Annotated in this window: 11 protein-coding genes; 4 read left to right on the top strand and 7 right to left on the bottom strand. The window is 71.0% G+C overall.

Features of this window, described 5'->3' with window-relative positions; translation table 11 throughout:
• Nucleotides 1–72: 72 nt before the first annotated feature.
• The 4 genes from AQJ64_RS08615 to AQJ64_RS08600 form a co-directional block, all read right to left on the bottom strand.
• A complete protein-coding gene (locus tag AQJ64_RS08615; RefSeq protein WP_055635507.1) occupies nt 73–2,118 on the bottom strand; it encodes a beta-galactosidase in 2,046 nt (681 codons plus the stop codon).
• Nucleotides 2,119–2,202: 84 nt separating this feature from the next.
• On the bottom strand, nt 2,203–3,540 hold the full coding sequence (locus tag AQJ64_RS08610; protein ID WP_055635506.1) for an ABC transporter substrate-binding protein: 1,338 nt from the start codon (nt 3,538–3,540) through the stop codon (nt 2,203–2,205).
• 92 nt (nt 3,541–3,632) lie between these two features.
• On the bottom strand, nt 3,633–4,556 hold the full coding sequence (locus AQJ64_RS08605) for a carbohydrate ABC transporter permease (RefSeq protein ID WP_059202540.1): 924 nt from the start codon (nt 4,554–4,556) through the stop codon (nt 3,633–3,635).
• 4 nt (nt 4,557–4,560) lie between these two features.
• The gene (locus AQJ64_RS08600; protein ID WP_055636631.1) at nt 4,561–5,487 is read right to left on the bottom strand and encodes a carbohydrate ABC transporter permease; all 927 of its coding nucleotides are present in this window, start codon (nt 5,485–5,487) and stop codon (nt 4,561–4,563) included.
• Nucleotides 5,488–5,716: 229 nt separating this feature from the next.
• On the opposite strand from AQJ64_RS08600, the gene AQJ64_RS08595 reads away from it, so the two are divergent.
• Nucleotides 5,717–6,772, top strand: a complete 1,056-nt coding sequence (locus AQJ64_RS08595) for a LacI family DNA-binding transcriptional regulator (RefSeq protein ID WP_055636632.1) — start codon at nt 5,717–5,719, stop codon at nt 6,770–6,772.
• Between the two features lie 78 nt (nt 6,773–6,850).
• Here the strand turns inward: AQJ64_RS08595 and AQJ64_RS08590 are convergent, their stop codons facing one another.
• Nucleotides 6,851–7,516, bottom strand: coding sequence for a lysophospholipid acyltransferase family protein (locus tag AQJ64_RS08590; protein WP_055636633.1), 666 nt, complete (start codon nt 7,514–7,516; stop codon nt 6,851–6,853).
• A gap of 76 nt (nt 7,517–7,592) precedes the next feature.
• Nucleotides 7,593–8,033, bottom strand: coding sequence for a PPOX class F420-dependent oxidoreductase (locus AQJ64_RS08585; RefSeq protein WP_055636634.1), 441 nt, complete (start codon nt 8,031–8,033; stop codon nt 7,593–7,595).
• A gap of 145 nt (nt 8,034–8,178) precedes the next feature.
• Here AQJ64_RS08585 and pgm point away from each other — a divergent pair, with 145 nt between their 5' ends.
• A complete protein-coding gene (pgm, locus tag AQJ64_RS08580) occupies nt 8,179–9,819 on the top strand; it encodes a phosphoglucomutase (alpha-D-glucose-1,6-bisphosphate-dependent) (RefSeq protein ID WP_059202539.1) in 1,641 nt (546 codons plus the stop codon).
• A 62-nt stretch (nt 9,820–9,881) separates the two neighbouring features.
• Here pgm and AQJ64_RS08575 read toward each other — a convergent pair whose 3' ends face one another.
• Nucleotides 9,882–11,267, bottom strand: coding sequence for a serine hydrolase domain-containing protein (locus AQJ64_RS08575; RefSeq protein WP_079061541.1), 1,386 nt, complete (start codon nt 11,265–11,267; stop codon nt 9,882–9,884).
• Nucleotides 11,268–11,621: 354 nt separating this feature from the next.
• Between AQJ64_RS08575 and AQJ64_RS08570 the strand changes: the two genes are divergently transcribed.
• A complete protein-coding gene (locus AQJ64_RS08570) occupies nt 11,622–12,467 on the top strand; it encodes a PP2C family protein-serine/threonine phosphatase (protein WP_059202538.1) in 846 nt (281 codons plus the stop codon).
• 51 nt (nt 12,468–12,518) lie between these two features.
• Complete coding sequence (locus tag AQJ64_RS08565; RefSeq protein WP_099054055.1) at nt 12,519–13,520, top strand: MASE1 domain-containing protein; 1,002 nt, start codon at nt 12,519–12,521, stop codon at nt 13,518–13,520.
• Nucleotides 13,521–13,585: the final 65 nt, after the last annotated feature.

Raw genomic sequence — 13,585 nt, 5'->3', positions numbered from 1 at the left:
GGGATGGCCCCCGGCACGGGTCAGGCCGTGCCGGGGAGTCGTGGGGTGCTGTGTGCGGTGCTGCAGGCGGTGCTACAGGGCCTGGCGCAGTACGGCGACCGCGCGCGGCCCGAGGACGAGGGCGTCGTCCGTGCGGTCGTCGCCGACCAGCACGTCGCCCGCGAGGCCGGTCACCGGCACCGTCTCGTCGGTGCGGTTGACCAGGAAGAGGAAGCGTTCCGTCGCCCCGCGGCGGACGGTCAGCTCGACCCGGCCCCGCGCGTCCTCGGGGAGTTCGCTGCTCACCCCGGCCGGCTCCAGGAGCCGCGGCAGCAGCGAGCGCAGTCCGTCGATGCCGAGCCGGGTGGAGACGTAGGCGGCGGAACCGGTGCCCGTGGTGCGCCGGGTGATCGCGGGCCGGCCGGCGTGCACACCGGTGCGGTAGCTCGCGAGGACCTCGGTGTCGGTCGCGTCGGTGACGGTGATCCGGTCGGTCCACAGGGTGCCCGGGCCGGCGCCGTCCAGCTCGACGTCCTCCCCGGCGAGCAGCGGGCCGAACTCCTCGATGCGGATGCCGAGCAGCTCGCGCAGGGCGCCCGGGTAGCCGCCGAGCCAGACGTGGTCGTTCTCGTCGACGACACCGGAGAAGTAGGTGGTGATCAGGTGGCCGCCCTGTTCGGCGTACCGCGTCAGCTCCTTGGCGAGTCCGGCGGGTACGACGTGCAGCACCGGCGCAATGAGTACCTGGTGGCGGGAGAGGTCGGCGCGGGTGGTGACCAGGTCGGCGCGCACACCGAGGGCGAGGAGCGCCGAGTACCAGTCGAGCGCCTCCTGCCGGTAGTCGAGCAGCGAGGTGGGGTGCGAGTCCTGCTCGCTCGCCCACCACGAGTCCCAGTCGTAGAGGATGCCGACGGCCGCGGTCTCCCGCTCGGCACCGGCCACGGGGGCCAGCGTCCTGAGGGTGGCGCCCAGTTCGGCCACCGCGCGGAAGACGTCGCTGTCGGCGCCGGCGTGCGGGACCATCGCGGAGTGGTACTTCTCGGCACCGGCCGCGGACTGCCGCCACTGGAAGTAGCACACCGCGTCCGCGCCGTGCGCCACGTGCAGCAGCGCGTCACGGGCCAGCTCGCCCGGCCGCTTCGCCACGTTCACGGGCTGCCAGTTGACCGCGCTGGTGGAGTGCTCCATCAGGAACCAGGGCCGGCCGGCGGCGATGCCGCTGGTCAGGTTGGCGGAGAAGGACAGCTCGTCGCGGTCCTGCGGGCCGGGGTGGACGTAGTGGTCGTTGGAGACGAAGTCGATCTCGTCGGCCCAGTCCGGGTAGTTCATGCCCTTGGTGTTGCCCATCACCATGAAGTTGGTGGTGACGGGGATGTCCGGCGTGATCTCCTTCAGGATCTCCCGCTCGGCCACGAGGTGGTCCTTCAGGGCGTCCGAGGAGAACCGCTTGAAGTCGAGCTGCTGGGTCGGGTTCGGGTGCGAGGCGGCCAGCCGGGGCGGCAGGATCTGCTCCCAGTCGGTGTAGCGCTGCGACCAGAACGCGGTTCCCCAGGCGTGGTTGAGGGCGTCGAGCGTGCCGTAGCGGGCGCGCAGCCAGACGCGGAAGGCGCGGGCCGCGTCGTCGGAGTGGTCGTAGACGTTGTGGCAGCCCAGCTCGTTGGAGACGTGCCAGGCGACCAGCGCCGGGTGGTCCTTGTAACGGTCGGCGATCGTGCGGACCAGGCGCAGGGCGTGCTCGCGGAAGACGGGCGAGGTGGGCCGCCAGTGCTGGCGGGCGCCTGGCCACAGGGTCTCGCCGTTCGCGGTCACCGGCAGGATCTCCGGGTGGGCGGTGGTCAGCCACGGGGGCGGGGAGGCGGTCGCGGTCGCCAGGTCGACGCCGATGCCGCCCGCGTGCAGCAGGTCCATGACCTCGTCGAGCCAGCCGAAGTCCCAGGTGTCCGGGCCCGGCTGGATCTTCGCCCAGGAGAAGATCCCCACGGAGACGACGGTCACGCCGGCCTCCCGCATCAGCCGGACGTCCTCCTCCCACACGTCCCGGGGCCACTGCTCGGGGTTGTAGTCGGCGCCGTAGGCCAGACGCGGGGCGGGGTCACCGTCCGCCCCGCGCAGCATGCGGGACTGGAGGGTGGAGATCATGGCGGTCCTTCCGAAAGGTCGTGCACGGGGGCGGCGCGGCCCGGGAGCCGCGCCGCCCGGCGTTGACGTACTGCTGCCCGAGAACTACTTCTCGATGGTGAAGCCCTGCTCCTCGCCGTACTTGACGGAGGCTTCCTGCCAGGCCTTCAGGCCGTCCGCCAGCTTCGTGGAGGAGACGTAGGCCTTGCCGACCGTGTCGTTGAAGATCGAGTTGGCGTACGGCTGGAAGGGCAGGTACGACCAGTCGTCGGCGACGTTCGCGGCCGACTCGGCGAAGATCTCGTTGGCCTTCTGGCCGCCGAAGTACGGGAACTCCTTGTTCTTGAACGCGGTGTCCTGGAGCTCCGCGACGGTCGCCGGGAAGGCGCCCTCGCTCACCCGGGTGGCCACACCGTCACCGGCGTTCGCGTACTCGACGAAGGCGTAGGAGAGTTCCTTGTTCTTGCCCAGCGCGGGCAGCGCGAGGGAGGAGCCGCCGTTCTCGGCGCTCGCCTTGTCGCCCTTGGTCCAGGCCGGCATGGCGGCGGCGCGCCAGTCGCCCTTGGCGTTCGGGACACCGGTCTCGAAGTTGGCGGGCATCCAGGCACCGGTGGCCAGGGTGGCGATGGTGCCGTCGCCGAGGCCCTTGTACCAGTCGTCGGTCCAGCCGGAGACCGGGGCGAGCAGCTTCTCGTCGATCAGCTTCTGCCAGACGGTCTCGAACTTCTTGGCGCCGGCGTCGTCGAAGTTGATGGCGACCTTGGTGCCGTCGACCTTGTACGGACGCGAACCGGCCTGCCACAGCATCGAGGTGGTGAAGCCCGCGTCACCGAGGTCGTTGGCGATGTACGCCTTCGGGTCGGCCTTGTGCAGCTTGCGGGCCGCGTCCAGGTACTCGTCCCAGGTGGTCGGGACGGCGATCTTGTACTTGTCGAAGACCTTCTTGTTGTAGAACAGCGCCATCGGACCGGAGTCCATCGGCAGACCGTAGACCTTGTCGCCCTCGCTGACGGCGTTCCACGGGCCGGGCGTGAACTTGGAGGCGAGCTTCTCCGCGCCGTACGGGGCCAGGTCGGTCAGGCCCTTGGTGAGGGAGTACTGGCCGAGTGCGAAGTACTCGACCTGCGCGACGTCCGGGACGCCCTTGCCGGCGGAGATGGCGTTCGACAGCGCGGTGTAGTGCTTGTCGCCGGACCGCTCGCTGACCAGGTTGATCTTGACCTTGGGGTACTTCTTCTCGAAGTCGGCGGCGACCGACTTCAGGGTGGGCTCCCAGGCCCAGACGGTGATCGAGCCACCCTTCTTCAGGGCCGACTGGATGTCACCGGCGGAGACGGCCTTGGTGTCGGAGCTGTCGTCCGAGCTGCCGCACGCCGTGGCGCCGAGGGCGAGGGTGGAGAGGAGGGCGAGGCCGCGCAGGACACGGCTCGTTGATCTGCGCATGAGGGTGTTTCCACTTCTTCGTGGGTGGGACGGGTGAGGGTGGGGGTGGTGCCGGTATTGCTCACATGTGGGGCTTGGGGGGGCGGCCCTCGTCACTCCTTGACACTTCCGGCGGCGAGGCCGGACTGCCAGTACTTCTGGAGGAACAGGAAGGCGGCGATCAGGGGCAGGATCGTGAGCAGGGACCCGGTGATCACCAGATTGAAGATCACATCACCGCCGATGGTCTGTGCCTGGGAGCTCCAGGCGCTCAGACCCAGCGTCAGCGGGTACCAGTCCGGGTCCTTGAGCATGATCAGCGGGAGGAAGTAGTTGTTCCAGGTGGCGACGGTGGTGAACAGCAGCACGGTCACGATCCCGGGCGCCAGCAGCGGCAGGGCGACCCGGAAGAAGGTCCGCACCTCGCTCGCCCCGTCCATCCGGGCCGCCTCCAGCAGCTCGGTCGGGATCGCCTCGGCGGCGAACACCCACATCAGATAGAGGCCGAACGGCGACACCAGCGACGGGATGATCACGGCCCAGGGGGTGTCGGTCAGCCCCATCTTGCTGAACATCAGGAAGGTCGGCACCGCCAGCGCCGTACCCGGCACGGCCACCGCGCCGATCACCACGGCGAAGACCGCGCGCTTGCCGGGAAAGTCGAACTTCGCCAGCGCGTACCCGCCCAGCACCGCCAGCAGTGTCGCGCCGCCCGCACCGAGCACCACGTACAGCAGGGTGTTGAGGAGCCAGCGGCCGAAGATGCCGTCGTGGTAGGTGAAGGTGTCCCGGACGTTGTCCCACAGGGCGAAGTCGTGGGCGAACCACAGCCCGTTGGACTCGGCCAGACCCGTCTGGGTCTTGGTGGAGTTGATGACCAGCCAGATCAGCGGCACCACGGTGTAGAGGACCATCAGGCCCATCAGCACCGTCAGCAGCACATTGCGCTTCGGCTTGCCCGGGGTGTGCTTCTTGCGGGGGGTCCGCAGCTTGGGGGCGGTGCTCTTCGCGGGGGAGGCGGTGACAGAGGTGCTCATCGGGTCACGCTCCCTTGCGCATGCCGCGCAGCTGGACGGCGTAGGCGACGACCATCGTGATGACGCCCATGATGATGGCCACCGTCGCGGAGTAGTTGTGCTGCTGGCCGTTGAAGGACAGCGAGTACGTGTAGAAGTTCGGTGTGTAGTCCGTGGTGATGGAGTTCAGCGCCAGGGGGCGCAGGATGCTCGGCTCGTTGAAGAGCTGGAAGCTGCCGATGATCGAGAAGATCGTCGCGATGACGACCGCGCCCCGGATCGCGGGCAGCTTGATCGAGCTGATGATCCGCCACTGACCGGCGCCGTCGATCTCCGCCGCCTCGTACAGCGAGGTCGGGATGACCCGCAGCGCCGAGTAGAAGATCAGCATGTTGTACCCGACGAACTCCCAGGTCACGATGTTGCCGATGGAGGCGAGCACCCAGCCCGGGGAGAGCAGGTCCGGCAGCGAGACGCCGAACGCGGAGTTGATGTCGCCCACCAGGCCGTACTTGGTGCCGTACATGAAGCCCCACATCAGGGTGGCGACCACGGCGGGCACGGCGTACGGCAGGAAGATCGTGATCCGGAAGAAGCTCTTGCCGTAGAGCCGGCCGCTGTCCAGTGCCAGCGCCACCAGCAGGGCGATGCCCAGCATGATCGGCACCTGGACCACCAGGAAGAGCGCCACCCGGCCGACCGCCGCCCAGAACGCGTCGTCCTTCAGGGCCTGCGTGTAGTTGTCCAGGCCGACGAAGTGGTTGCCGCCGATGAGCTGGTCACGGAAGAGGCTCAGGTAGATCGAGTAGCCGATCGGAGCCAGGAAGACCAGGGCGAACACGGCCACGAAGGGACCTATGAAACCCCACCCCGCCCAGGAGCGTCGGTCCCGTCTCGCCGGAGGCGGTGCCTGCCGTGGCTCGGCGGCCGCCGGCGGTTGCAGCGTCGTCATGTCGTTCCTCGCTCGTGCGGTGGTGGAACCAGCGGTGGTGCGGATGTTTCCGGCCGCCCCACCGGAACCCATGATGTTTACGCAAACATCGGCCACGCAAGAGCCCTGGCGGACTGTTATGTTTACGTAAACATTGGATGGCGGCATGTCTACACTGCCCTGATTACGATGGTCAAGGGTCCTTTGGGGGAGACCGTGACACCAGTGCGGACAGAGAGGCGGGGACGCCATGGAGATGGCTGAAAGAACCCCGGCGAAGACGCCGAGACAAGGCCGGGTCACCGCCTCCATGGCCGATGTGGCCCGCCTGGCGGGGGTCTCGTCGCAGACCGTCTCCCGGGTCTCCAACGGTTACGCCGGTGTGAACGAGGAGACACGGCGGCAGGTGCTCGCCGCGATGAAGGAACTGGGCTACCGGCCCAACAGCGCGGCCCGCGCGCTCAAGCGCGGGGAGTTCCGCACCATCGGTGTGATCACCTTCTCGCTGTCCTCCACGGGCAACGTCCGCACGCTGGAGGCGATCGCCAACTCGGCCGCCGCCGAGGGGTACGCGGTGACGCTGCTGCCGGTGGCGCTGCCCACGCAGGACGAGGTGCGCGGCGCGTTCACCCGGCTCGAGGAACTGGCCGTGGACGCGGTGATCGTCATCATGGAGGTGCATCTGCTGGACGCGGCGACGATCATGCTGCCGCCGTATGTGCAGGTGCTGGTGGTCGACTCCGACGCGGGCGAGCACTACACGGTCGTCGACACCGACCAGGCGGGCGGCAGCCGGACCGCCGTGCGGCATCTGCTCGGCCTCGGGCACCGGACGGTGTGGCACCTGGGCGGACCCGCGGACTCCTTCGCCGCGCAGCGGCGCACCGACGCGTGGCGGGCCGCGCTGACCGAGGCGGGATGTACGGCTCCGCCGCTGATCCGGGGGGACTGGTCGGCGGAGTCGGGGTACCGGGCCGGTATCGAGCTCGCCGCGCGCGAGGACTGTACGGCGGTGTTCGTCGCCAACGACCAGATGGCGCTGGGGCTGCTGCGGGCGCTCCAGGAGCGGGGGCGGCGGGTGCCCGAGGACGTCAGTGTCATCGGGTTCGACGACATTCCCGAGGCGGGGTCCTTCATGCCGCCGCTCACCACCGTGCATCAGGATTTCGCGGAGGTGGGGCGGTTGTGTGTGCGGGCCGTGTTGCGCAAGATGCGCAATCCGGACGATGGGGCGAGGGGGACGACGTTGGTGCCTACCCGGTTGGTGGTGCGGGAGAGTACGGCTCCGCCGTCGGGGGCTCGGTAGTTTTCGGGGTGCGGGTGCGTCGGGGTTGGTCGCGCAGTTCCCCGCGCCCCCGGTGGCGGGGCAACGCCCCGCCACCGGTCAGTGTGAGCCCGTGAGTGCCGGCTCACCAGCTGCCCTGACCGCCGTACGCCAGGCTGCCGTCACCGCCTGGTGGGCCGCTCTCGTGCCCCGGTCGGTTTCGGCGGGGAGACGGATCGGGGCGCCGACGTGTACATGGCAGCGCGGGCGGCGGATCGGGGCCGTCAGGGTGCCGGCGAGTTGCTTCGTGGGGGAGCCCGAGGCGATACGGCGGGCTCCGGCGTGGCCGATCGGGACCACCATCGCGCCGGTCGTGCGGGCCAGCCGGGCCAGGCCGGTGCGGAAGGGCTCCGGAGGAGTGGGGGCCGCGTCCCTGCGGCGGGGCAGGCCGCCCTCGCCGTAGAGGAGCACATGGCGGCCGCCGGCCAGGGCCTCCGCGGCCGCGTCGAGCGCGAGGGCGGCGTGCGCCGTCCCCCGGTGGACCGGGATGTGCCCCTCGCGGCTGAGCGCCTTGCCGAGCAGCGGGATCCGCCACAGGCCCGCCGTCGCCAGCACCACCGGCTTCAGGTCGAAGCTGCGCAGCGCGGCCATCACGACCGCCGGGTCGGCCAGGGAGTCGTGGTTGGCGACGAAGATGCTCCCCTCGGGCAGCCGCATCTTGATCTCACTCGTGACGGTGAGCCGCCCGAAGAACGGGGTCAGGGCGATGACGGTGCGACTGAACACGGGTCGGCCTCTCGACGGGTGATGATCCGCTCCCAGTCTCGCGGGTGGCGGGGGCCCGGCGCCTGAGTACGGATACTCAACGCGAAAAGCGATCCACGTTCCGGGCGCGGGCGCGGCCGTCGTCCGGTTCGAGGTGCCAGCTGATGATCCGGCGCGGGTGGATCCGGATCACCTCGGCGCTGAAGAAGTCGGGAGCCATGGGCGGGGCGTCGAGCGTGAGCACCTCGGCACGCCCACGGATCTCCACGCCCCGGCCCCAGCCGGCCGCGACCGGGTCGTCGGCCGGTGCCATGTCGTCGATCACCAGGGAGACCTCGGGACGGGCCTGGGCGTTGCGGTACTTCTGGCTGCGGGAGAGCGCGGGGCCGCCGATGTCGATCGTGTCGTCCTCGTTCACGACGAAGCCGACCGGGCGCACCTGGGGGCCGCCGTCCGGTCCGGTGGTCGCGAGGCGGGCCAGTGGCTGGGCGGCCAGGTAGGCGCGTTCCGCCGGGGTGAAGGCGTGTGTGGGTGGCATGGCACCGACGCTAGAACCTCAAGTCCGGTCGAGGTCAAGGCGGCGGCGCCGCGACTCCCCGTGGACTCACGTCGCGGGTGATCACCGCGGCGGGGGAAGATGGAACCGCAAGCCAAATGGTCAACCGACATGGAGGAGCGGGCACATGCAGCACGAGCGAGCGGGCCGGCCGGCCGGCCCCGAGGATCTCGTCGACGTCGCCCGGCTGGTCACCGCGTACTACGCGCTGCACCCCGACCCGGCCGACCCCGCGCAGCGCGTCACGTTCGGCACCTCGGGCCACCGCGGCTCGTCCCTGAACACCGCCTTCAACGAGGACCACATCGCCGCGACCAGCCAGGCGATCTGCGAGTACCGCGCCGCCCAGGGCACCGACGGCCCGCTCTTCCTCGGCGCCGACAGCCACGCGCTGTCCGAGCCCGCGACCGTCACCGCCCTGGAGGTGTTCGCGGCCAACGACGTCACCGTGCTCGTCGACAGCGCCGACGGCTACACGCCCACCCCGGCCGTCTCGCACGCCGTCCTCACCCACAACCGCGGCCGCACCGCAGGGCTCGCCGACGGCGTCGTCGTGACCCCCTCGCACAACCCGCCCGCCGACGGCGGCTTCAAGTACAACCCGCCGAGCGGCGGCCCCGCGGGCTCCGACGCCACCTCCTGGATCCAGGACCGGGCCAACGACATCATCGCCGCCGGTCTGAAGGACGTCCGCCGCATCCCGTACACCCGGGCGCTCGCCGCGCCCACCACCGGGCGCCACGACTTCCTCGGCACGTACGTCGCCGACCTCCCGGCGGTCCTGGACCTGGACGCGATCCGCGCCGCCGGGGTCCGGATCGGCGCCGACCCGCTCGGCGGGGCCTCGGTCGCCTACTGGGGCCGGATCGCCGAGCAGCACCGGCTCGACCTGACCGTGGTCAACCCGCTCACCGACCCCACCTGGCGGTTCATGACGCTCGACTGGGACGGCAAGATCCGCATGGACTGCTCCTCGCCGTACGCGATGGCCTCGCTGATCGACAAGCGGGACCGGTTCGACATCGCCACCGGCAACGACGCCGACGCCGACCGGCACGGCATCGTCACCCCCGACGCGGGGCTCATGAACCCGAACCACTACCTCGCCGCCGCCATCGCCTACCTCTACGCGCACCGCGAGCAGTGGCCCGCCGACGCGGGGGTGGGCAAGACGCTGGTGTCCTCGTCGATGATCGACCGGGTCGCCGCCGACCTCGGGCGCCGGCTCGTCGAGGTGCCCGTCGGCTTCAAGTGGTTCGTGGACGGGCTGGTCGACGGCTCGCTCGGCTTCGGCGGGGAGGAGTCGGCCGGCGCGTCCTTCCTGCGCCGCGACGGCTCCGTCTGGACCACCGACAAGGACGGCATCATCCTGGCCCTGCTCGCCTCCGAGATCACCGCGGTCACCGGGAAGACGCCCTCGGAGCACTACACCGGCATGACGGAGCGCTTCGGCGAGCCGGCCTACGCCCGCATCGACGCGCCCGCCACCCGTGAGGAGAAGGCGCTGCTCGCGAAGCTCTCGCCCGCGCAGGTCACCGCCGACACCCTGGCCGCAGAGGCCGTCACCGGCGTCCTCACCGAGGCCCCCGGCAACGGCGCGGCCCTCGGCGGCATCAAGGTGACCACGGCCAACGCCTGGTTCGCGGCCCGTCCCTCCGGCACCGAGGACGTCTACAAGATCTACGCCGAGTCGTTCCTGGGCACCGAGCACCTCGCCCGGGTCCAGGAGGAGGCCAAGGCGGTGGTGATGGCGGCCCTGGAGTCCTGACGGCACCGGAGCCGAGGTGGCCAGGGGGCGCTCCAACGCCGGCGCCTCTGTGGCCGGTGTCGTCAACGTGCCCTGACCATCGCATCCTTCGGGGGGAGGCCTACGCCGAGCAGCCCGGTGGGGATCACCTTCCGGGCGTCTGCGTCGGCGTGGCCGTCGGTGTCGCCGTCGGTGGCGGCCTCGGCGGCGGCCCCACCCTCGGCCCCAACCCCTGCCCCTGCCCCGGCCCCGCTCCCGGTCTTCGCCGAAGGCCGGCGCGGCGTCGGGCAGAGTGCCCGGGTGATGTGCTCGAAGAGAGCGGCGTCGATGTCGCTGGGTTCGACGGTTCCGTCCTCGCCGAGCCGCTGGTACTTCGTCAGGTTCCACCCGAGGGCGAGCTGGCGCCTGCCGTCCCGGCTGGACAGGGCGATCGTCCCGGCGCCGAACACCGAGCCGTCGTGCCCCCAGAAACGCCCGCAGTCCGGCAGGTCGACGGAGTCGATCCCGAGGCCGTGGCCGAGGCCGTCACTGCCCGGCACGGTGCGCAGCATCTCCGTGAGCGCGGCTCGCCCGAGGAGCCGGCCGCCGAGCAGGGCGCGGTAGAAGGTGTTCAGGTCGTCGGTGGTGGAGATCAGCGCGCCCGCCGTGCTGCCCCAGGACATGTCGTAGACGCTGTAGTCGCGGGGCGGGTCGATCACACCGAAGTAGGCCTCGTACATCTTGGCGTGCGGTCCCGAGATGTAGGGGCCGCGCGGATAGACGGTGTGGCGCAGCCCCACCCGGTCGATGACGTTGCGGGTGAGGTACGTCCCCGCGTCCTGGCCGGTGACCCGTTCCAGGAGCAGTCCCGCGAGCACGTAGTTGGTGTTGGAGTACGACCATGCCGCACCGGGCCGGCCGGTCGCGGGGTCGGCGAGGCCGAGGCGCACCAGTTCCCGGGCCGGGATGCGGCGGAAGCGCCCCTCGTCGATGCTCGAGGTGGAGTTCTGCGCCGGCGACGGGAAGGCGCCCGGCATGTAGTCGCCGATGCCGCTGGTGTGGTTCAGGAGCATGCGGACCGTGACGGTGCGGCCCCGTTTCCCGGGGACCAGGTCCGGGACGTAGTCGCCGATCGGCGCGTCGAGGGCGATCCGCCCCCGTTCCACCTGCTGGAGCACGGCGACGGCGGTGAAGCTCTTGGTGACGCTGCCGATCCGGTGCCGCATGCCGGGTCGCACCGGGCGGCCCGTGTCCACGTCGGCCACACCGGCGGCGCCGGTCCAGGCCGGAGCACCGTCGCGTACCGACGAGTACACGCCGTACATCCCCGCCTCGCGGACGTCGTCCGGACTGGCCCGCAGCGCGGCCCGGTCCAGCTTCTTCGCCGGCAGCCGTACACCCCCGGCGGTGTCGGCGGATGCCGACTGCACCCCGGTGCCCACCACCAGCGTGGTTCCCAGAACGGCCCCGATGAGCCGTATGACGCGCATGGTTCGTCCCCTCCCGGTCGAACGGCCGTGACAGGGACGATTGTTCGGGTTTCCGGGAAATCGGGCATCGGGCCCACGGAGGACGGACGGCTGCGCACCGTATTTATCTGACATCTCATCACCATGGCGGATGTGCGACGGAGTTGACGTGCTGGGGCCGTTGTCGGGGCGGGCCGTGCTGTGGCACCGGAGCGTTCGGCGTGCGCCGCCGGGTGTCGGCCTTCGGGGGTGGCGGGTTGCGGAGCGTGTGTGGGGGTGCGGGGGGCGCGGGCGGGCGCTCCCGTGGCGCCGGACCTCCTGCGGCCGAATATGATCCTGTACACGCAAAATGCCAGATTTGCCCCGGAGTGATCGATGTCCCGCAAGCGCCCCCCGGACGAAGGCGACGAGCTGCTGGCCAGGCTCGGGTCGCTGACCGCCCAGGCGCGGGAGCGCGCGGAACTGCAACGCTCCCGTGTCGAACTGGCGCTCGCCCTCCAGCGCGGCATGCTGCCCCGGGACCTCCCCGTGGCCCCCGGGTACCGGCTCGCGGTCCAGTACGCCCCCGCCTGCTCCGGCCTCAACGTCGGCGGCGACTGGTACGACGCCTTCACCCTGCCCGACGGCCGCATAGGCCTGTCCATCGGCGACGTCCAGGGCCACAACATCGAGGCGACCGCGTTCATGGGGCAGGTCCGGGTCGGCCTGCGGGCGCTCGCCTCCGTCACCGGCGAGCCCGGCGAACTCCTCGCCCGCACCAACGACCTGCTGCTCTCCCTCGGCGGCGATCTCTTCGCCACCTGCACCTTCATGCGGCTCGACCCGGCCAGCGGGGTCCTGGAGAGCGCCCGGGCCGGACACGTCCCCTGCGTCTGGGCCACCGCGGACGGCAAGTCCGGCACAGCCCAGGACGAGGGTGGCCCGCCCCTCGGTGTCGTCGCGGGCATCGACTACCCGGTCACCCGCTACCGGCTCACCAGGGGCGGGTTGTTCGTCCTGCTCACGGACGGTGTCGTCGAGGGCCCCCGGCTCAGCGTCGAGGAGGGCCTCGACCAGGTCGTCCGCCTCGCGGGCATCGCCGCCGTGGCGGGCATGGAGGCCGGTTCGCTCGCCGCCGCCGTGATCAGGGGTGCCGAACGCTCCGGGCACGAGGACGACGCGGCGGTCCTGGTGGTCGGCCACGACGGACTCCTCGCGGACGTACCCCGGATGCAGTCATAGGGCCCCGGCGGCAGGGTCCTCACCTCGCCGACCGCGCCGGGACGGTGTCTGATGGCTGCTGTGGTGGGCATCCGGGACCTCGAGCTGCGCCGGACGGTGGTCTTCGCCGTCCAGACGCTCGCCGTCGCCGTCTGCTACTACGGGGCCGGACGGCTGGGACTCATCCGCCGGCTCGTCGTCGAAGGAGCCGTGTTCACCCCCATCTGGCCGCCCACCGGCGTCGCGGTCGCCTCCCTGCTGATCCTCGGCCTGCGCGCCTGGCTGGGCATCGCCCTCGGTGTCCTCCTCGTCATCCTGTCGATCACCACCCTGCGGCCCGTCGCCCTGGTCAACGTGGTGGGCAACACCGCCGCCCCCGTCTGCGCCTACCTCCTGCTGCGCAAGGTCGGCTTCCGCACCGACCTCGCCCGATTACGCGACGGCCTCGCCCTGGTCTTCCTGGCGGCGCTCACCTCGATGCTGCTGAGCGCGAGCGTCGGCGTGGGCCTGCTGATCCTCACCGGCAAGATCGCCGCGGAGTCCTTCTGGCCGGTCTGGCTGGGCTGGTGGGTGGGGGACGCGATGGGCGTCCTGATCGTCACGCCCGTCCTGCTCCTGTTGCGCACGGCGCGCCGCCCCCTGCTCCTGTCCCGCTGGAAGGAGGCCGCGGGCCTCGCGGTGATCTGCCTCGCCCTCGTCCCGCTGGCCACCCGGAGCACGGTCAGCCTGCTCTTCCTGGTCTATCCGCTGCTGATCTGGGCGGCCCTGCGCTTCCTGCTGGCCGGCAGCATGCTGTGCGCGCTGTTCACCTCCGTCATGGCGACGATCGCCGCCACGGACCGGATCGGGCCGTTCGCCCGCCTCAGCCGGATCGAGGTGATGATCAAACTCCAGGCCTTCAACGGGACGATGGCCCTCACCGCCCTGCTGCTCTCGGCCGTGATCATGGAACAGCGCAACACCCGGCGTTCCGTGGAGCGCGCCTGCCAGGAACTGGTGGAGGTTCTGGAACACCTCACGGCGGGCGAGGCACCGCCCGGCCGGCAGCCGAGGGACCCCGACCGCGGGGGGTGAGCCCGGCATGCCGGCGCCGTGCGGAAGCCCGGGCCGTAGCCCCGGAGACGGTGGCGGGGCTGCCC

The sequence above is a fragment of the Streptomyces griseoruber genome, from assembly GCF_001514205.1.
GTDB classification, from domain to species: domain Bacteria; phylum Actinomycetota; class Actinomycetes; order Streptomycetales; family Streptomycetaceae; genus Streptomyces; species Streptomyces griseoruber.
The sequence above is the reverse complement of the archived record's forward strand: the minus strand, read 5'-3'. Positions and strand labels throughout refer to the sequence as shown.

What these genes read in the sequence shown, in the direction of transcription:
- AQJ64_RS08585 (WP_055636634.1), bottom strand. Translation starts at nt 8,033, where the DNA reads ATGCCACCCACACACGCCTTCACCCCGGCGGAACGCGCCTACCTGGCC.
- AQJ64_RS08615 (WP_055635507.1), bottom strand. Translation starts at nt 2,118, where the DNA reads ATGATCTCCACCCTCCAGTCCCGCATGCTGCGCGGGGCGGACGGTGAC.
- AQJ64_RS08575 (WP_079061541.1), bottom strand. Translation starts at nt 11,267, where the DNA reads ATGCGCGTCATACGGCTCATCGGGGCCGTTCTGGGAACCACGCTGGTG.
- AQJ64_RS08605 (WP_059202540.1), bottom strand. Translation starts at nt 4,556, where the DNA reads ATGAGCACCTCTGTCACCGCCTCCCCCGCGAAGAGCACCGCCCCCAAG.
- pgm (WP_059202539.1), top strand. Translation starts at nt 8,179, where the DNA reads ATGCAGCACGAGCGAGCGGGCCGGCCGGCCGGCCCCGAGGATCTCGTC.
- AQJ64_RS08565 (WP_099054055.1), top strand. Translation starts at nt 12,519, where the DNA reads ATGGCTGCTGTGGTGGGCATCCGGGACCTCGAGCTGCGCCGGACGGTG.
- AQJ64_RS08600 (WP_055636631.1), bottom strand. Translation starts at nt 5,487, where the DNA reads ATGACGACGCTGCAACCGCCGGCGGCCGCCGAGCCACGGCAGGCACCG.
- AQJ64_RS08595 (WP_055636632.1), top strand. Translation starts at nt 5,717, where the DNA reads ATGGAGATGGCTGAAAGAACCCCGGCGAAGACGCCGAGACAAGGCCGG.
- AQJ64_RS08610 (WP_055635506.1), bottom strand. Translation starts at nt 3,540, where the DNA reads ATGCGCAGATCAACGAGCCGTGTCCTGCGCGGCCTCGCCCTCCTCTCC.
- AQJ64_RS08570 (WP_059202538.1), top strand. Translation starts at nt 11,622, where the DNA reads ATGTCCCGCAAGCGCCCCCCGGACGAAGGCGACGAGCTGCTGGCCAGG.